Origin of the sequence: Burkholderia sp. Ac-20344, assembly GCF_017104975.1 — a bacterium.
GTDB lineage: Bacteria > Pseudomonadota > Gammaproteobacteria > Burkholderiales > Burkholderiaceae > Burkholderia.
Map to the genome: position 1 here is coordinate 19,973 of NZ_JAAGPP010000088.1, position 17,526 is coordinate 37,498.

Genomic DNA, 17,526 nt, shown 5'->3' on the forward strand with positions numbered 1-17,526 from the left:
TCACAGCGAGGGATCGCATGCCTGAAACCGGCCCGTTCTTCTGCCTCCTGGGCGTGGACGCCAGCGGCAAGACGACGCTACTGAACGCCATTGCCGATCGTTACCCCGACATCACGATCGCGCACTGGAAGCAGTTTTCGTCGGTCACGCTGTTTCCCGACCTGCTGCCGGACCTGGATCCACCGGAGACGTTGCGACGCCTGGGCCCCCATTCGCGCGCCGCGCAGTTCTGCTACCTCGCCGCGCTCGAGTACGACATGATCGTTCGTCCCGCGCTGGCCCAGGGCCGCCCGGTCATCGTGGATTCCTACTGGTACAAGTTCGCGGCCAAAATGAAAGTCCTGGACATGGCTGCCCCGTTTCTCTATTCGGTGTGTCAATCGCTTCCGAAACCCGAAAAGGTCTTGTTCCTCGACACGCCGCTCGAGATCGCGCATCGGCGAAAACGCGAGATGAACTTCTTCGAATGCAATGGCCGCCCTGCCGATTTCGTGCCGTTTCAGCAATTGGTCAAGACCGCCATGCTGCATCTGGCCGCCGACGTCCCGCTGCAGCGCATCGACGGGCGCGCGTCGCTCGAGGAATTGATCCGGCAGGTCGTCGAGATCGTTCACCCGGAGTACAGCCGCATTCCGGCGGCCGTGAAATAGGACCTTCGACGCTGAAGCGTATTGCACATGCCAGCCGTCATCGTCATCGGCGCGGGAATCGGCGGACTCTCGCTCGCCCTCGAACTCCATGCACGCGGGTACGCATGCCAGGTGTTCGAAGCGGCGTCTGCCGTGCAGGCTGCGGGGGTCGGCCTCAACATTCAGCCCTATGCCGCGCGTGAGCTTCATCGGCTCGGGCTGGCGAGCGAACTGCGACAGGCGTCCATGCTGCCTTGCCTGTCCGTGTACGCGAGTTCGGCCGGCCAGATCCTGTTGAGCGAACCCCTGGGTATCGCAGGCGGTTTCGAATTCCCGCAATACTCGATCCACCGCGCGGCGTTGCAACACATGCTCCTGAATGCCGTTCACCGGCGCCTGGGCGCCGATGCCGTCCGGTTCGGACACCGGCTGGTTCGCGTCGAGCAGGACGCACGCGAGGCGCGCGCGTATTTCGATTGCCATGGCACGCCTGCCCGCGGCGACATGCTGGTGGGTTGCGACGGCATTCATTCCGCGGTCTGTCGGCAGCTCCATCCTGTTGCCGCGCGGATCCGGCAGTCGGGCATCGTCATGTGGCGCGGCGTGACGAGACACTTTCCACTCCTCGACCAGCAGACGATGCTGCGATGCGGCCGGATCGAGACCGGGAAACTGGTCGCGTATCCTGTCCGCGACCCTGACGCGCCGGACGCGCTCCTCGCAAACTGGGTGCTGGAGTTGCGCGACGACAGCGAGCCCGGAGAGCATCACGCGATCGTCGCGCCGACATCGGTGCCCGCCGTGTTCCTCTCATGGAAGTTCGATTGGCTCGACGTGCGATCGCTCATCCTGAATGCGGCGCAGGTGCTGCGGATGCCCATGACGGATCGCGATCCGTTGCCACGCTGGAGCCACCGTCGCATCACGCTGCTCGGCGATGCCGCGCATCCGATGTATCCCGTCGGATCGAACGGCGCGGGGCAGGCGATACTCGATGCCGCCGCACTCGCGGCCAGCATCGACGGCACCGACGTCATCACGGGGCTTCGCACGTACGACGCGTTGCGCAGACGGCAGGCCGCGGCAATCGTCGCGCGCGATCGCGCGGGCGGTCCCGACATCGTGCTCGAGGCGATCCACGCGGTGACGAACGACGTGCCGGCCACTGCCGACGACATGCCCGCGCTGAGTCAACGGTTGAGCACCCTGCTGACGAACTATCGTGCCGGCCATGCGTGAAGCGGATGCGCCGGCTGCCGCGAGCCGATCGAAGACGCAGCGCCGATTCGACGCGTGAGGCACAATGGGCGGCTTCAAAATTCAACCGCGGTCAAACACATGCGCTTCATCGTCGTTGGAACCAGCGGAGCGGGGAAATCCACCTTTTCCAGCGCACTGGCGGCAGCAGCAGGCTGCCCGTACATCGAGCTGGATCGACTCTACTGGGGCCCCGACTGGACAGCCGTACCGCCGGAACAGTTCGAGACCGCCGTGCTGGCCGCGACGGCCGGCGACCGATGGGTCGCCGACGGGAACTACAGCGCCGTGCGCGACGTGCTCTGGTCGAGAGCCACGCACGTGATCTGGCTCAACTTCGGGCGCCGGACGGTGTTCTCCCGCGTGCTCTGGCGCACGCTGAGCCGCGGGCTCATGCGCACCGAGCTTTCGCACGGGAATCGCGAGTCGCTGCGGATGGCATTCTCCCGGGAGTCGGTGCTGCTGTGGTCGTACACCACGTTCGCCAAGAATCGCGTCAAGTTCGCCGCCCTGCGTGACGACCCGAAATTCGCGCATCTGCACTGGACGGAAATCACCCGGCCTTCGCGCACCCGTGCGGTCGTCGACATGCTGGCCCGCGCTGGCGATTGAGCGCGGCGCGGCGCTTATCTGCGTCAGTCGTCGAACGTGCCGCGATATTCCGGCGCGGCATCCGCGCGCGTGTTCAGCTCGAACATCACGCCGCCCGGCGCGCGGCAGAAGAAGCGCGAACCGCGCCCGTTGTTGAAGACGTCCGTCGCCATCTCGACGCCCTCTTCCCTGAAGCGCTCGAACAACGTGCGCACGGCATCCAGGCTCGGCAGTTCGAACCCGACGTGGAAATTCGTCGGCCATGCGGGCACGTCGTCGCCGGCGTGATCGATCACGACGTCGAAGCCCGGGCGCTTGAGGATCCAGGATTTATCCCAGCTTCCCGCGATCGTGAAGCCGAGGTGCCGCTCGAAGAATCGGGCCGTCGCCAGCGTGTCGGCCGAAGGGAAGCTCAGGTGATTGAGCTTCATGGTTTGCGTAATGGCAGTCATGGCGAGTCTCTGTCATGCGTTGATCGGCGGCGGCCCCATGCCGTTCCGCCCGACGAATCCAGAATACGAGCCGATGCTCACATTCGACAACTCGCATTGAACGCACGGTTCGACAGCGCGCGAACCCGCGTGAAACCGAGGGTCGGGGTGCGGGGGTGATCGCTGCGGATCGCGCTACTCGCATTCGGCCGGGATGTGCCGGAACGCCATCGTTGAAAACGACATGCCGCATGCCGCCCTATGTCTTCGCCGCTTCGCAAGCCTTCGTCTTCGGATCGAATCCGATTCCATTCTTGCGGTGTTGCCCATGTGAGAGTGGAGCGTACGGCAAGCGACATCGACACCCGAATACGCCCGGCGTGGCCCTATCGATCGTCGCGACGCATCAAGCGTCGATGGCCCGGGGGCGACAGACACACCCCGGGCCACGGATTTCCGGCCGGTGCCGGGCATCGCAACCGCTACCCGGCCCCACCGGTCAATCGATGCTGCGCGAGCGACGTCAGAACTGGTAACCCGCGCCCACCACCGCGCCGAAGTCCGAACGCGTGTTGCCCGTCACCGACGCCTTGACGACCCAGCGGTTGCTTTCCGTCACGTACGAGTACCCGGCGGCGAAACCCTGCTGGCCGTGATAGTTCGACGTGGCCGCCGAGACCATCGAGCGGCCCGCACCCGTCGGTTGCGGCAGGCCGGCCACCGCCATTGCCGATGCCACGCCGCCGTACATGTCCTTCTTCAGGTCGTTGAACGCGTTGTACACCTGGCCGATGCGCTGGTCGGTGTAGCCTTTCGCCTGATTCGACGCGGCCGACAGGTTGTCGTTCAGCTGCTGCACGTTCACCGCATCGGTCGGCGCCGTGCCGGCCGCGACGTTCGTGACCTGGCGCTCGCTGCCCTTCGCGCCGACCGAGAACGAATTGTCGCGATCGGCGACGGAGCCCTGGCCGACCGCCACCGCGTTCTTGCCGGTTGCGGTTGCCGTGGATCCGATCGAACCCGCATCGGCACGCGCGATCCACGTCGTGTTCGCATCGGTCGCCGCCGCGTGGATCTGGTCGTTGGCCGCCGCGTTCTTCAGCGCCGTGTTGAACTGCCCCATGTTGACCGCGTCGTTGTCCTTGACGCCCGCCGCGACACCGGTCAGCACGCGGTCGCCCGCCGTGCCGGAGAAGTTCACGCTGGTGCCGCCGGTGTCCTTCCCGACCGTGACCCCGCCGTTCGGATCCTGCTGCTGCACGAGGCCGGCCTTGCCGTTCGCGATGTTGGTCACGTTCCCCTGCAGGTTCGTGATATCGGTCGTGTTCTTCGCGACCTGCTGGTTGGTCGCGTAGAGCTGCGAGCCGTTCACCGCATCCGTGCTGGTTGCGCCGAGCGTGCCGGCCTGCACGTTGGTGATGCGCGTGCCGCCGGCGCCGCCGAGGGTGATCGAGTGCTTCGAGCTGTCGTCGTACTGCACCGCGAGCGCGCCGAGCTGGTTGAGACTCGACTGCACGCCCTTCAGCTGCTTCACGTTCACCGCATCCGTATCGGCAGTGCCCGCGGCGACGTTCTTCAGCACGACGGCCGCGTTCGTGTCGCCGCCGATGAGCGAGACCGAATTCAGCCGGTTGCCGTTCGCGTCGACGTCGTATTTGACGACGTTCTTCACGGCCTCGCCAGCCTGGTTGGACACCTGCGTGATCTGCTGTTCGAGCGACGACTTCACGCCCGACAGCTGGCCGCCGTTCACTGCGTCCGTGCTGCCGGCGGCGATGTTGCCGTCGGCCACGTTCGTCAGCTTCGTCGGTGCACCGCCGCGCGCCGCGTTGTATGCGCCGAGCTTCGGGTCGAACTGCAGCGCGTCCTGCTGCAATCCGGCGATCGCCGCCGTGTTGCCGGCGATGTTCGTTTCGGCATTGCCGATGCGCGTTTCGTGATTCTCGAGCGTCGTCGTGTTGCTTCCGACGCGGCCGTCGAGGTTGGTGAGCGCGTCGCCGACGTTGTTGAACGAACCGCCGCCGACTTTATAGGCCGGCGCGCTGATCGAGCCGTCCGGATTCGCCGTCGCACCGCCACCGAGCGCGGCTGCCGTGCCGTCGGTCGCACGGCGCAGTTGCGCGCCGTTCACCGCGTCCGTGCTGCCGGCTGCGACATTGCCTTCCGCGACGTTGGTCAGGCGCACCGGACTCCCGCCGTTGCCCGCGCCCAGCGAAACCTGCTTCTTGCTCGCGTCGTCGTACTTCACGGCGAGCGCATCGAGCTGGCTCGTGCCGTCCTGAATCGCCGCGTTCAACTGGTCGACGTTGACCGCGTCCGTGCCGTTCTTGCCGGCCGCGACATTGCCGATGCGTTGCGGGCCGTTGCCGCCGTGGCTCGCATCGTAGGTGCCGAGGTTCGCGTTCCACTGGAGCGCGTCCTGCTGGAGCGCCGCGATGTTGCCCGTATTCGTCGTGACTTGATTGCCGAGCGTCGTCACGTTGTTGCCGACATTCGTGATCGACTGATTCAGCGTGTCGGTTGCCTTGCCGAGCTGGCCGACGTTCACGGCGTCGCTCGCGGCCATGCCGTCCGCCACGTTGTGCAGGCCGACCGGCGACTGTGCCCCCTTGCCGCCGAGCGTCACGCCGCCGTGTGCATCATCGTCGTACTGCACCGCGTTCTTCGTCGCGTTGCCGATCTGGTTGGCGATCGACGTGCTCAGGTTGCCAAGCGTCGTGCTGAGGTTGTTCGTCACGCTCGTGCTGAGCGACGACAGGCCGCCGTTCAGTTGCCCGACGTTCACCGCGTCGGTATTCGCGACACCGGCTGCGACGTTGTGCAGCGTCGTGCCGTTCGTGCCGGCGAACGTCACAGAATCGAACCCGCTCTGGCCGTCGTACTTCACGTTGCGTGCGTCGGCCGCCTGCAGGTTGCCGATATGGGTGGCCGCCGTGCTCAGCGACGTGTTGATGCCGGCGACGCTGGTCTGCAGGTTCGTGATGTTCGATGCCGCCGTCGAAACGGACGTCTGCAGCGGCGCGATGCTGCCCTTCAGCTGGCCGACGTTTACCGCATCGGTGTCGGCGACGCCCGCCGCGACGCCGCCGATCGTGGTGCCGTTGCTGCCGTCGAGTGCGATCGCCGCATGCGAATCGTCGGTATATTTCACGACGTTCTTCGTCGCCGTCACGATGCTGGTGCTGAGGCTGTTGCCCACGCTGGTCACGCGCTGGTCGACGTTCGAGATCGTGGTCGACAACGAATTGCCGACCGACGTCACGCGCGCATCGACGTTGGCGATGCTCGTACTGAGCGCGCCGTTCACGTTCTTCAGCTGCTGGACGTTGACGGCATCCGTATCGGCCGCGCCCGCCGCGACGTTCTTGAGCTGGCGCTCGCTGCCGGCTGCGCCGAACGACACCGCACCGCCGACCGGCGCGGCCGTGCCGCCGAACACCGGCGTGCCGCCGTTGTTCGCGCCGACGCTGCCCGAGCCGATTGCCACCTGGTTGTTGTCGTTCGTCTGCGCACCTGCACCGATCGCCACGGACTGCGTGCCGCCGGCCCGAGTCTGCGTCGCCGCGTCGTACGCGGCGCCGTTCGATACGCCGTCGCTCGACGTCGGATTGGCGCCGCCGATCGCAACCGAACGATCCCCGCTTGCCAGCGCCGAGTGGCCGAGCGCGATCGAGCTGATGCCGCGTGCATCCGCGACGTTGCCGACCGCCATCGAGAAGTCCCCGACGGCGGCCGACTGGCGACCGATGGCGAGCGACGTATTGCCTTGTGCGACGGCTACCGTGCCGATCGCCGTGGCCGAGTTCGCCAGCGCCTGCGCGCCGACGCCGACGGCAATCGAGCCGCCGCTGCTGGTGCCGCCCTTGCTGCTCGCATTCGACTGGTCGCCGATCGCGATACCGCTGGTACCGGCCTTCGCATTCGTTCCCATCGTCACGTTTGCCGTGCTCACCGCCACGTAGCTCCCGCTCTTGGTCGAGACGCACAGCGGGTTCGTCCCGTCGATGCACTGACCGCTCAGTGCGTTGTCCGGGTTGCCGCGGTCGACGAAATTGTCCGCATGCGCGGCGCCCGCGATCAGGACACCTGCGCCCGTGAACATCGCGGCGGCCAACGCCGAAATCTGCTTCCTCTTCATGGTCTTCTGCTCCGTTTTGTATCGTTTGGTTTGAATACGGACTACTTACTTTTATTGAAGGCTTCAGCTGCGATTACGATTACGATTGCGACTTCAGTGCGGAACCCGATTCCAATGCCCGGCCTGAGCGTGTCGAAGGCGACACGCATCGTCCGCCCGTCGCGACGGGGCGTTCGAAAGCCCGGACACGCCGTTCGTGTTACGGCCTGTTCCGTTAATCCAGGTAAAGCATTAGGAATGCATATTGTTTTATATGGACGAACTCATCCATCGACTGAATCCGGAGATTCAACCCGCCGTTATGGACACCCCTGATTTGATGTCGCGCCGACCGCGACCCACCCCGCTTCTTTTATTTCATCCAAGGCAACCGGATGTGCGCTTGCGCGCAACGGACATGCGCTCGGATACGCATCAATTGATGCATCGGACCCGAATCGCACAACGTCCGTCACAACCTGCCGTGCCTTGCGTTGCTTTGTACAACCCTGCACTCAAAGTTCGGACGAATTATGGGACACGATCTAAAATTATTGAAGGCGACATTCTTTATAGATTGTAAAATTCAATATATTCAAATAGTTGCACAAAAACCATCCATCTCGCAAACGATTTACCGCCATTGAAATTAATGGAAATGTTTTGTCTGGCGGATAAATACTTTGCTGAAGCGGATTAAAGATAAACGCCGATCAAAAAAAATTTCCGAAAATCGCCGGACTGCGCGATTGCACGCGGGAGCGCGAATGAAAATGGCGGAAATGGACAGGCATCGACGTGACACACTGCAATCCCGAATCACAATACCCGATGAGGCATCCTGAAAACGGAATGAGGCGAATAGAGTCAGTGCATCTGGCAAGAATCAAAATATGCCCCTACAATTCGCCTCGCATCGATACCGGCAGCCGCGTGCTTTTCAGCGCACGACGACGGCAACGCACCGCATCTTTACCCACTCAGCGATCAAAACAACCCACCCCGGGTATAACGCCGACCGGTTGTCTGTCGCGCAGTTTGGCGAAATCCGAATATCGATGTGCTTGTGCGTCGCCATAGAGCGGCTTCCGACGACTACTCCGAACCGGGCCGGCCACCCGCAGGAACGCAGCCAGCAGCCATTCCAGAACAGGTGCACGATGCATCCATCGATCTCCGCATTGGGCGACGCCCATATCCTGATCGTCGACGATCAGCCCGACCAGCTTCGCTTGCTGATCGACATCCTGCGCGGCACGGGATGCCGGATCAGCATTGCATCCGACGGGCTGCAAGCGTGCCAGCGCGCACAGGCGCTCATCCCCGACCTGATCCTGATGGATGTCCGCATGCCGCGCATGGATGGCTTCACCGCGTGCCGGCTGCTGGCCGCCGATCCGCTGACGTGCGCGATTCCGGTGATCTTCCTGACGGTGGCCGGCGCCTTGCACGAACGCCTCGAAGGGTTCGAGATCGGCGGCGTCGACTATGTGGTGAAGCCGTTCGAGCCGGCCGAAGTGCTCGCACGGATTCGCGTGCAGCTCGCGCGGGAGAAGCGCGATCGGCCCGTCGACACGGAAAGCGCGTTCGCGGCCGGCAAGGACGACGACATCATCGTGCGCGCGGCCATCCGCCACCTGGCGCGGACGCTGAACGATCCGCCGACGGTCGAGCAACTGGCTCGCGCGGTCGGCACGCATGAAAAGCGGCTGTCACGGGCGTTTCGCGACAATCTCGGCCAGACGGTGTTCGAGTATCTGCGGCACGAGCGGCTGCGGATCGCGCAGGACCTGCTGGATTCGACGTCGCTCAGCATTGCCAGCATCGCGAAGGAAATCGGTTTTTCCACGCCGGCGAATTTCGCCACCGCCTTCCGCGAACGTTTCGGCCTGACGCCGACCGAATGGCGGCGCCAGCGTCACGCCGGCGAACGCGCCGCGCGCCGGGAACCGCAACGCGACGCGTAGGACGCGCTCCGCGCGTTCGCGATTACCAGTTGTATTTCGCGCTGGCCAGCACGGTCCGCTCGTTGCCGAACACGCAGACGGTGTACGACGTGCAACCGCTGACATAGCGCCGGTCGAACAGGTTCGCGACGTTCAGCGCGAACCGCCAGTGCGGCATCTCGTAGTGCAGCGCCAGGTCATACAGCGTCACGCTCGGCACGGTCAGCGAGTTGTCGGGCGCGCCGGCCGACGCGCTCTGGTAGCGCACGCCGCCGCCGATCCCGAGGCCCGACAGCGCGCCCGTGCGCCAGGTCCAGTCGGCCCACATCGACGCCATCTGCCGCGGCAGCGGCACGGCCACCGGCCAGTTGTTCAGCGACGCGTCGTTCGCCTGCACGTTCTTGACGTCCTGATAGACATACGACGCGACGACCGACAGCTCGCGAGTGAGCTTGCCGACCGCGCTCAGCTCGATCCCGCGCGACCGCACCTTGCCGGTCTGCACGGACGTCGTGCCGGTCGGGTCGAGATTCACCGGTGTCGGCGTCACGACGTTGGTCTGGTCGATCTGGTAGACGGCTGCGGTCAGCATCAGGTTCCTGCCGGGCGGCTGCCAGCGCAGCCCGGCTTCCGTCTGCTTGCCGCGCGTCGGTTTCGGCAAGCCGCCTCCATACACGCGCACGCCGATCACGGGATCGAACGACGTCGAATAGCTCACGTACGGCGACAATCCGGCGTCGCCCTGATAGGTGAGCCCGACGCGCCCGGAGAACGCACGGACGTCCTGCTGCGCCTGCGTGCCGGCCGTCCGGTCGTCGAACCGCGCATTGACGAAGTCCTCGCGGCCGCCGAGCGTCAGCGCCCAGCGCTTCCAGCGAACCTGATCCTGCGCATACACGCCGAACGCGTTCATCGCCGTGTACTGGTCGACGTGGCCGAGCGACGTCGGGCCGGAGAAGATCGCGGCCGTGACGGGCCGGTAGACGGGGTGGTACAGGTTCAGCGACGGCGCCAGCGCGAGCCACACGCTGTTGGTCGTCGTCTGCCGGTCGTATTGCACGCCGAGCAGCAGCGTATGTTCGAGCGGCCCTGTGCCGAAGCGCGCCTGCGCATGGTTGTCGATGTCGAGCCGGCTGTAGTTGAGCTGGAACAGCCCCGCGAAACGCATCATGTTGGTGGTGCTGCGGGGCACGTAGCCGTTGCCGAACACCGTCGCGTCGTCGAGCGACAGGTGCGACCAGCGCACGTCCTGGTGCAGCGACCAGATCGCGTTCACGCGGTGCGCCAGCGTGTAGCCGAGCGACCACTGCTTCTTCCGGTAGTCGTTGAACCCGGGGGCGCCCATGTAGATGTCCTGCGACAGGCGGCCGTTCGGGTTCGGCAACACCGTGCCCGACGCGGGCAGGAAGTTCGACGAGATATCGCCGCTGTCCTGCAGGAACGTCGCCGAGAGCGTCAGCGACGTGTCGGCATTCGGCCGCCATCGGAACGACGGCGCCAGCGCGACGCGCCGGTCGCCGTTCGGGCCGGTTACCGCGTTGCCGTCGCGCGCCACGCCGACGAAGCGATACGCATACCGGCCATCCGGGTCGAGCGTATCGCCGACGTCGACCATGAATTGCTTGCGCGCGTCATTGCCGATCTGCACGCCGGCTTCGCGCACGCGCTCGCCGTCGGCGAGCTTCGTGTGCGCGTCGACGATCGCGCCGGGCTCGCCCGCGCCGTACAGCACCGACGTCGGCCCGCGCAGCACCGCGATCGACTCGATCGTGTACGGATCGACGCGCCAGTTCGCGATGACGGCCGTATTCGGCGCGGCCACGCCGTCGACGTACAGCGTCGGCGTGAAGCCGCGCAGCGCCGCGTACCAGTCGGTGCGGCTGTCGGCGCCGAACGTCGCGAATCCCGGCACGTAGCGCAGCGCCTGGTTCAGATCGGTCGCGCCGGTCATCTCGATCTGCTGCGCGGTCACGAGATTGATCGTTTGCGGAATCTCGGCCACCGGCGTGTCGGTCTTCGTGCCGGCCGTGGTGCGCAGCCCGACGAGCCCGCTCGACGCGCCGCCGGCCTTCCCTGTCACGTCGATTGCCGGCAGCACGGCCGCCGCCGCACCGGCCGCACCCGATGCCTGCGCGTGTGCGCCGCCCGCTGCCGCCACGCACAACGCGCCCCCGGCGGCGATCGCCCTGGTGCGGCGCACCGCACCCGTCTCCGTTACCATCGTTCCATGCTCCGTCGTGCTGGTGGCCGATTCGGCCTGATCGCGGCGCGACGCATCGCCGGCGTCCGCCCTGTGTCGTCATGCTTGCGATGCGGGTTGCGCGCGAGTCGGCATGCTCTGGCCAATGGCGTCGTTCGCGAGCGCAGCGATGATACCGGGCGAACGCCGAAAAGGAAAAGAAATGCGTCGGCGCCTCGAATACCGGGCAGCCGATAGCGCAATGGGCGCCGCCGACACGGGAATACGCCGACCGCGCGGCAGCGTCATGCCGTGGCCGGCGTGGCGCGCCGGCCGGGCGGGATCGGGTTCCGCCGTTGCGGCGGACACGCCCATCGGTTCGGGAGACGTCTATTGCGCGGGAAGGCGGCACCAACGGCGGCGGTGGGTACCCGGGCCCGGGCGGGCGACCCGCGGCCGGCCGATGTCAGCAGCCGTGCCGGCTTCCGGGCAACGTCGATGGCGCGTTTCCGCGACGCTCCGCATCGCCGGCAAGCCGGTCGTTCAGCACGCGCGCATCCGCTTGCCGGCCGAGCGACAGGCACACCTCGCCCAGTGCATCGACCTGCGCAGGCTCGAGCGCCATGCCCGCCAGCGCGCGAAATTTTGCCAGCAGCGCGGCGTCGGATAGTGGATTGCGCGGATCGCCGAGTGCGATCGGCACGTGACGCGATTCCCGCATTCCGTTCGCACGATGCAGGACGACCGTCGGCTCGTCGAGATCGCCGAGCGCGGGATCGACGTCGACCTCGATGCGCGCGAGCAGCGCGGTGACGCGCGGATCGGTGCGGCGGTCATCGCGATAGACGCCGATCCCCGTGTCGCCGAATGCGAGTGCCGCCGCCACCGCGTACGGCAGGCTCATCTGCGCGGATGACAGCGTCGACAGGTCGCGTCCGCCGCACATCCGCGCCACGAACGCGCTCGCGCGCACGACCACCCGTTCGATCTCGCCTGCCTCGAACGTGCGGCCGTCCGCAATCTGCAGCGCCGCGTCGACGGCCGCATGCGCACTGCGGCACGATGCATGTGGCTTGATCGAGCAGCGCATCAGCTTCCAGTGCACGCCGAGGCCGTCGGTCAATGCGTCGGGCACACGGGACGGTGCGGCGAACGTGTTGAAGAAGCCACCCCATACGTCGTCGAACACGCGGGCGGGACCGCTGACGCCTTCGCGCGCGAGCAGCGCCGCGAGCACGCCGCCTTCCGCCGCGCGCCCGGCGTGCAGCCGCTTCGTCTGCGATCCGTCGTGAATGAAGCTCCACAGGCCGCCGGAAAAACTTGCCGCATGACCCAGCGCGTCGCGCGTGCGCGCGGCGTCGAGCCCGAGCACGCGCGCGCTGGCGGCCGCCGCGCCGAACACGCCGCAACTGAGGGTCGAGTGCCAGCCCGCGCCGTTGTGGGCCGCGTAGCCGCCGGCCGCCTCGAGGATGCGCCGGCCCACGTCGTAGCCGAGCACGATCGCCGCCACGCATTCGCGGCCCGTCACGGGACGGCCGGCACACGACAGCGCGGCGAGCACGGCAGGCAGCACGACTGCCCCCGAATGATCGCAGCCGCCGGAATCGTCGAGTTCGAGCGCATGCGCGGCAATGCCGTTGACGAATGCCGCGTCACGCGCGCCAGCGGCCCGGCGCGTGCCCCATAGCGATGCGCCGCCGTGCGCGACATCGCCGGTCAGCGCACGGGCGCTGCGCGCTTCGACGGCCGACGTGCCGGCCAGCGCGGCGCCGAATGTGTCGAGCACGTGACGCGTGGCCTTCGCGACGACCTCGTCCGGCAAGGCATCGGCGGCCGTCTGCGCAACGAATGCCGCGAGCCGCGAGGCGCGCATTTCCGTATCCGTCGTCATCGTGCGGACTCCTCGGCAATACAGCGCGCGAACACGTCGACGGGATGGCCCGGTGCATTGACGGGCGCTTGCGTGCGCCACCAGTGCGCGATGTCGCGCCCCGTCGCGAACCACACGTCGCCCGCATCGTGCAGGTGCGCGAGCAACGCCCGCAGCAGATCGATGCGCGCCGGCGTGCCGACGATCTCGGGATGCAGGCGCAGCACGCAGCACAGCCCGAAGCGCCGGAACCCGTCGACATCGCGCAGCCAGTTGTCGAGCACGTCGCGATACGGCGCGATGCGCGGCTGGCCGGCCGGCACGGGCGGCGACAGGTTGAACGCAAAGTACGGCTCGTCGTCGAGCTCGTCGTGCAACGGCAGTTCGACGAGCCGTACGCCGTCCGTGCCGCCGTCACCGCGCGGATGCACGTACGGCAGATCGTCGCCACGCCACGACGATGACCACGTGAAGCCTTCCGAGACGAGACAATCCGCGAAACCGTCGGCCCAGTTGCCGGTGAACGAGCGAAACCCTTCCACGTCGCAGCCGGTCGCGGCCGCCAGCGCGGCACGCCCGGCACGGCAGGCATCGACCTGCGCGGCGAGCGGCAGCGCATCGAAATCCTCGCAGCGGTAACCATTCACGCCGAGTTCGTGGCCGGCCGCCGCGATCTCGCGCACCGCGGCCCCATGGGTTTCGGCAACGACGCCGGGCACGAACCAGCTCGCCGGTACGCCGAACGCATCGAATGCCGCGAGCAACCGGTCGACGCCGCGGGTCGCGCCGTACCGCCACACCGACAGCGATTTCTCGCGGCCGACGATGCGCGGCTCGCGGGTCTGGATGCCATGAATGTCGTTGAAGTCGACCGTGATCGCGACCGCGCAGCGCGCGCCGCCCGGCCATGCGGGACGTGTCGTCACCTGTCGCTCCGTTGCGTGGGTTGCGCATCTCGCGCGGCCTGCGCGAGCCACCAGTCGGCCACTTCGCGGCAGCGCGCGAACCAGACGCCATCCTGCGCGCGCATGTGGCCAAGCCACGCCTCCAGCAGCGCGATGCGCCCCGGCTTGCCGCAGACCTTCGGATGCAGCAGCGTCGTCAGGCACAGCCCTTCGCGGTAGACGCCGTCGAATTCGCGCGTCCAGTTGTCGAGCGTCGCACCGTAACCGGCGATCCGGTCGAGCCCGGCCGGATAGTCGGGGTTGCGGTGATACGCGAGCGACGCATAATCGTCGGTCTCCCAGCGGCCCGGAATCTCGACGAGCGGCGGCTCGCCGTGCGCGCCGTGCAGCAGGTAGGGCCGGTCGTCGCCGCGCATCGAGCTCGAATAGCGCACGCCCGCGTCGCGCAGCACCGCAACCGTCGCATCGCTCCAGTCGCCGGACGGCGTGCGAAATCCGACCGGCCGTACGCCGAGCGTGCGCGCGAAGACGTCGGCCGACTGCGCCATGATCTCGCGCTGCCGGTCGGGCTCGAGCGTCCAGAACGCTTCGTGCCGGTAGCCGTGATAGCCGATCTCGTGGCCGCGCTCGACGATCGCCGCGCATTGCGCGGGCCAGGTCCGCGCGACCCACGCGGGCACGAAGAACGTCGCGGGCAGGTCGAACGATGCGAGCACGTCGAGCAAGCGGCCGAGCGCGCGCCACGGCCCGTAGCTGCCGAGCGTGAAATACGCGGGGTTGCGCCAGATCGATCCGTTCAGCATCGCGTCGCCGGTCGGGCCGTCGAGATCGAACGCGAGCGCGACACATGCGCGCTGCGCGTCCGGCCAGCGGGAAGCGAGGTCCGCCATCGCTCGCTCAGCGCGTCGCGTTGATCGTCGCCTTCGCCACTGCGTGCTCCTGCAGCCCCCACTTCGCGAGCACCTTCTGGTACGAGCCGTCCGCGATCAGCTGGTTGAGCGCCGTCGTCAGCGCGCTGCTCAACGCGGTGTTGCTCTTCGCGACGCCGATGCCCGTGTATTGCGACAGGAACGGCTTGCCGACCGGCGCATACGCGTTCTGCTCGAGGCTGTTCTGGTACGGCAGCGTCTCGCCGCCCTGCACGGCCGCGTCGATGCGGTTCTGGCGCAACTGCATCCGCGCATCCGCCGAGCCGTCGGTGCCGATCACGACGATCGCCGGCTTGCCGGCCTTCACGCAGTTCTCCGCGCTCCACGCGGTCGTGTTGTCCGGGAACGACGTGCGCCGGCTCGACCCGACGCGCTTGCCGCACAGTGCCCCCATCTGCGCGAACTCGCCGGCGCGCGCCTTCAGCGTGTAGAACTGCGGGCCCGTCTCGATGTAGTCGACGAACGTCACCGCGTCGCGGCGCGTCGGCAGGTCGGTCATGCCGGACAGGATCATGTCGACGCGTTGCGTCGCGACCGCGCTCATCATTTGGTCGAAGCTGGTTTCGACCCAGTTCAGCTTCGCGCCCATCTTCGCGGCCAGTGCCTCGCCGAGATCGACGTCGAAGCCCGCCAGCTTGTCGGTCGCCGGGTCCTTGTATTCGAACGGCGGGTAGTTCGGCACGATCGCGACGTTCAGCGTGCGTTTCGCGCTCGCGGATTGCGCGGCGGCATACGACGCGTGGAGCGCGAGCGCGCCGAATGCGACGGCGGCCAGCGTGCGGGTCAGGACGGAAGCTTTCATGGGATGTCGCCTTGTCGTAATGAAGTCATGGGGGAACTGCGCCGCTCTCGGTGACGGCTCGATCGATCGGGGGCCCGGCCCGTTCAAGCAATCACGGCGGAGATGAACTCGCGCGTGCGCGCATGCGTCGGCGCGGACAGCACCTGGTCGGGCGGCCCGCTCTCGACGATCCGGCCGCCGTCCATGAACACGACACGGTCGGCCACCTCGCGTGCGAACCCGAGCTCGTGCGTGACGACGATCATCGTCATCCCGCTCTTTGCGAGATCGCGCATCACGGCCAGCACTTCGCCGACGAGTTCGGGGTCGAGCGCCGACGTCGGTTCGTCGAACAGGATCAGTTGCGGATGCATCGCGAGCGCCCGCGCGATCGCGACGCGCTGCTGCTGGCCGCCCGACAGCTCGACCGGAAACGCGTCGCACTTGTGCCCGAGCCCGACGCGCGCGAGCAGCGCGCGCGCCTCCTCCTGCGCTTGCGCACGGCGGCGCTTGAGCACCTGCACGGGGCCTTCGATCACGTTCTCGAGCGCGGTCTTGTGCGGAAACAGGTTGAAGCGCTGGAACACCATGCTGGTCGCCAGCCGCTGGCGCGCGACCTGGCGCTCCGACAGTTCGTGAAGCCGGTCGCCGGTACGCCGGTAGCCGGCCAGCTCGCCGTTGACCCACAGCGCGCCCGCGCTGATCGTCTCGAGCTGGTTGATGCAGCGCAGGAAGGTGCTCTTGCCCGAGCCGGACGGCCCGATGATGCACAGCACTTCACCCGGCGCGACGTCGAGCGTGATGCCGTGCAGCGCCTGGAAATCGCCGTACGACTTGCGCACGTCGACCGCGCGAACGACCGCGTTGGTCATGACGTTCTCCCGATGGTTGAGGGTCGTGTCGTTCATTTGCGGCCCGCCGTGCGGCCCGCGCCGCGTGCGAAGCGCCGCTCGACGCGCGCCTGTGCGAGCGACAGCACGGTCACGACCGCGAGATACCAGATGCCGGCAACGATCAGCAGCTCGATCACGCGGGCGTTCGCGTAATAGATGTTCTGCGCGTTGTGCAGCATCTCCGCGTATTGCACGACGCTCGCGAGCGACGTCAGCTTGACCATGCCGATCAGCTCGTTGCCGATCGGCGGCACGATCACGCGCATCGCCTGCGGCAGGATGATCCGGCGCAGCGCCTGCAGGCGCGCCATGCCGATCGATTTCGCGGCTTCGTACTGGCCGGTGTCGACCGACAGCAGCCCCGCGCGCACGACTTCCGACGTATACGCGCCCTGGTTGATGCCGAGCCCGAGCACCGCCGCGAGGAACGGCGTCATCACGTCGACGGTCCGGTATTCGGCGATGCCCGGGATGCCGAGCGTCGGGAACACCAGCGCGAGGTTGAACCACAGCAGCAGTTGCAGGATCACCGGCGTGCCGCGGAACAGCCAGATGTAGCCCTGCGCGATCGCCCCGAGCACCGGGTTCGACGACAACCGCATCACCGCGGTGACGACGCCGAGCACGACGCCGAGCGTCATCGCGAGGACGGTCATCACGATCGTGTTGCCGAGCCCCGTCAGGATCGAACGCGCGGTCAAGAACTGGCCGACGACACGCCACTCGATCTGTCCGCGCGCGAACGCGGCGGCCACATAGGCGAGCGCGGCGATGATCGCGATCGACGCGACATAGCGGCCCCAGTAGCGTCGGCGCACGCGCACGAGGCCGGCCGTTTCGTCTGCCGCGGGGCCGGCCGGCCCCGCGGCGCCGTCGAGACGGTGCGAATCGGACGCGCTCAGCATGATGGCCCCCGGTAGTCGGCCGCCCACGCGGCCTGGCGTTCGAGCGCGTCGCTCAGGCGGCCGATCTGCTCGCGCACGCGCGCGGGCGACGTT

Annotated in this window: 13 protein-coding genes; 4 read left to right on the forward strand and 9 right to left on the reverse strand. The window is 67.1% G+C overall.

The genetic code is table 11. The annotated features are described in order from the left end of the window. The first annotated feature begins 17 nt into the window (after positions 1-17). The 3 genes from G3N64_RS24570 to G3N64_RS24580 all read left to right on the forward strand — a co-directional run bounded on the left by G3N64_RS24570 (position 18) and on the right by G3N64_RS24580 (position 2,498). Positions 18-650 (forward strand): hypothetical protein, encoded by a 633-nt coding sequence (locus G3N64_RS24570; RefSeq protein WP_205786231.1) that lies wholly within the window; start codon positions 18-20, stop codon positions 648-650. Between the two features lie 27 nt (positions 651-677). Beyond that, a complete protein-coding gene (locus G3N64_RS24575) occupies positions 678-1,868 on the forward strand; it encodes an FAD-dependent monooxygenase (RefSeq protein ID WP_205786232.1) in 1,191 nt (396 codons plus the stop codon). A 99-nt stretch (positions 1,869-1,967) separates the two neighbouring features. After that, positions 1,968-2,498: a toxin gene (locus G3N64_RS24580; RefSeq protein ID WP_205786233.1), complete on the forward strand. Its 531-nt coding sequence runs from the start codon at positions 1,968-1,970 to the stop codon at positions 2,496-2,498. A 23-nt stretch (positions 2,499-2,521) separates the two neighbouring features. Here G3N64_RS24580 and G3N64_RS24585 read toward each other — a convergent pair whose 3' ends face one another. Then, complete coding sequence (locus G3N64_RS24585; RefSeq protein ID WP_205786234.1) at positions 2,522-2,929, reverse strand: VOC family protein; 408 nt, start codon at positions 2,927-2,929, stop codon at positions 2,522-2,524. 502 nt (positions 2,930-3,431) lie between these two features. Beyond that, entirely contained in the window at positions 3,432-7,046 is a 3,615-nt protein-coding gene (locus tag G3N64_RS24590; protein ID WP_205786235.1) for a YadA-like family protein, read from the reverse strand. 1,139 nt (positions 7,047-8,185) lie between these two features. Here G3N64_RS24590 and G3N64_RS24595 point away from each other — a divergent pair. Further along, entirely contained in the window at positions 8,186-8,992 is an 807-nt protein-coding gene (locus G3N64_RS24595) for a response regulator (protein ID WP_205786236.1), read from the forward strand. 22 nt (positions 8,993-9,014) lie between these two features. Here the strand turns inward: G3N64_RS24595 and G3N64_RS24600 are convergent, their stop codons facing one another. The 7 genes from G3N64_RS24600 to G3N64_RS24630 form a co-directional block, all read right to left on the reverse strand. Then, positions 9,015-11,192, reverse strand: a complete 2,178-nt coding sequence (locus G3N64_RS24600) for a TonB-dependent siderophore receptor (RefSeq protein WP_205786237.1) — start codon at positions 11,190-11,192, stop codon at positions 9,015-9,017. A 424-nt stretch (positions 11,193-11,616) separates the two neighbouring features. Continuing rightward, the gene (locus G3N64_RS24605; protein WP_205786238.1) at positions 11,617-13,041 is read right to left on the reverse strand and encodes an MmgE/PrpD family protein; all 1,425 of its coding nucleotides are present in this window, start codon (positions 13,039-13,041) and stop codon (positions 11,617-11,619) included. Then, on the reverse strand, positions 13,038-13,946 hold the full coding sequence (locus tag G3N64_RS24610) for a polysaccharide deacetylase (protein WP_205786239.1): 909 nt from the start codon (positions 13,944-13,946) through the stop codon (positions 13,038-13,040). The genes G3N64_RS24605 and G3N64_RS24610 overlap by 4 nt, the downstream gene beginning before the upstream one ends. Further along, positions 13,943-14,815: a polysaccharide deacetylase gene (locus G3N64_RS24615; protein ID WP_205786240.1), complete on the reverse strand. Its 873-nt coding sequence runs from the start codon at positions 14,813-14,815 to the stop codon at positions 13,943-13,945. The genes G3N64_RS24610 and G3N64_RS24615 overlap by 4 nt, the downstream gene beginning before the upstream one ends. Positions 14,816-14,822: 7 nt before the next feature. Further along, positions 14,823-15,656: an ABC transporter substrate-binding protein gene (locus G3N64_RS24620; RefSeq protein ID WP_205786241.1), complete on the reverse strand. Its 834-nt coding sequence runs from the start codon at positions 15,654-15,656 to the stop codon at positions 14,823-14,825. 83 nt (positions 15,657-15,739) lie between these two features. Continuing rightward, entirely contained in the window at positions 15,740-16,543 is an 804-nt protein-coding gene (locus G3N64_RS24625) for an amino acid ABC transporter ATP-binding protein (protein WP_277399127.1), read from the reverse strand. Continuing rightward, a complete protein-coding gene (locus G3N64_RS24630; protein WP_205786242.1) occupies positions 16,540-17,433 on the reverse strand; it encodes an amino acid ABC transporter permease in 894 nt (297 codons plus the stop codon). Before G3N64_RS24630 ends, G3N64_RS24625 begins: the two co-directional genes overlap by 4 nt. Positions 17,434-17,526: the final 93 nt, after the last annotated feature.

Bases quoted from the DNA above. Each gene is read 5' to 3' on its own strand.
- G3N64_RS24585 (WP_205786234.1), bottom strand. From the start codon at position 2,929: ATGACTGCCATTACGCAAACCATGAAGCTCAATCACCTGAGCTTCCCT.
- G3N64_RS24590 (WP_205786235.1), bottom strand. From the start codon at position 7,046: ATGAAGAGGAAGCAGATTTCGGCGTTGGCCGCCGCGATGTTCACGGGC.
- G3N64_RS24580 (WP_205786233.1), top strand. From the start codon at position 1,968: ATGCGCTTCATCGTCGTTGGAACCAGCGGAGCGGGGAAATCCACCTTT.
- G3N64_RS24570 (WP_205786231.1), top strand. From the start codon at position 18: ATGCCTGAAACCGGCCCGTTCTTCTGCCTCCTGGGCGTGGACGCCAGC.
- G3N64_RS24575 (WP_205786232.1), top strand. From the start codon at position 678: ATGCCAGCCGTCATCGTCATCGGCGCGGGAATCGGCGGACTCTCGCTC.
- G3N64_RS24595 (WP_205786236.1), top strand. From the start codon at position 8,186: ATGCATCCATCGATCTCCGCATTGGGCGACGCCCATATCCTGATCGTC.
- G3N64_RS24620 (WP_205786241.1), bottom strand. From the start codon at position 15,656: ATGAAAGCTTCCGTCCTGACCCGCACGCTGGCCGCCGTCGCATTCGGC.
- G3N64_RS24630 (WP_205786242.1), bottom strand. From the start codon at position 17,433: ATGCTGAGCGCGTCCGATTCGCACCGTCTCGACGGCGCCGCGGGGCCG.
- G3N64_RS24605 (WP_205786238.1), bottom strand. From the start codon at position 13,041: ATGACGACGGATACGGAAATGCGCGCCTCGCGGCTCGCGGCATTCGTT.
- G3N64_RS24600 (WP_205786237.1), bottom strand. From the start codon at position 11,192: ATGGTAACGGAGACGGGTGCGGTGCGCCGCACCAGGGCGATCGCCGCC.
- G3N64_RS24615 (WP_205786240.1), bottom strand. From the start codon at position 14,815: ATGGCGGACCTCGCTTCCCGCTGGCCGGACGCGCAGCGCGCATGTGTC.
- G3N64_RS24625 (WP_277399127.1), bottom strand. From the start codon at position 16,543: ATGAACGACACGACCCTCAACCATCGGGAGAACGTCATGACCAACGCG.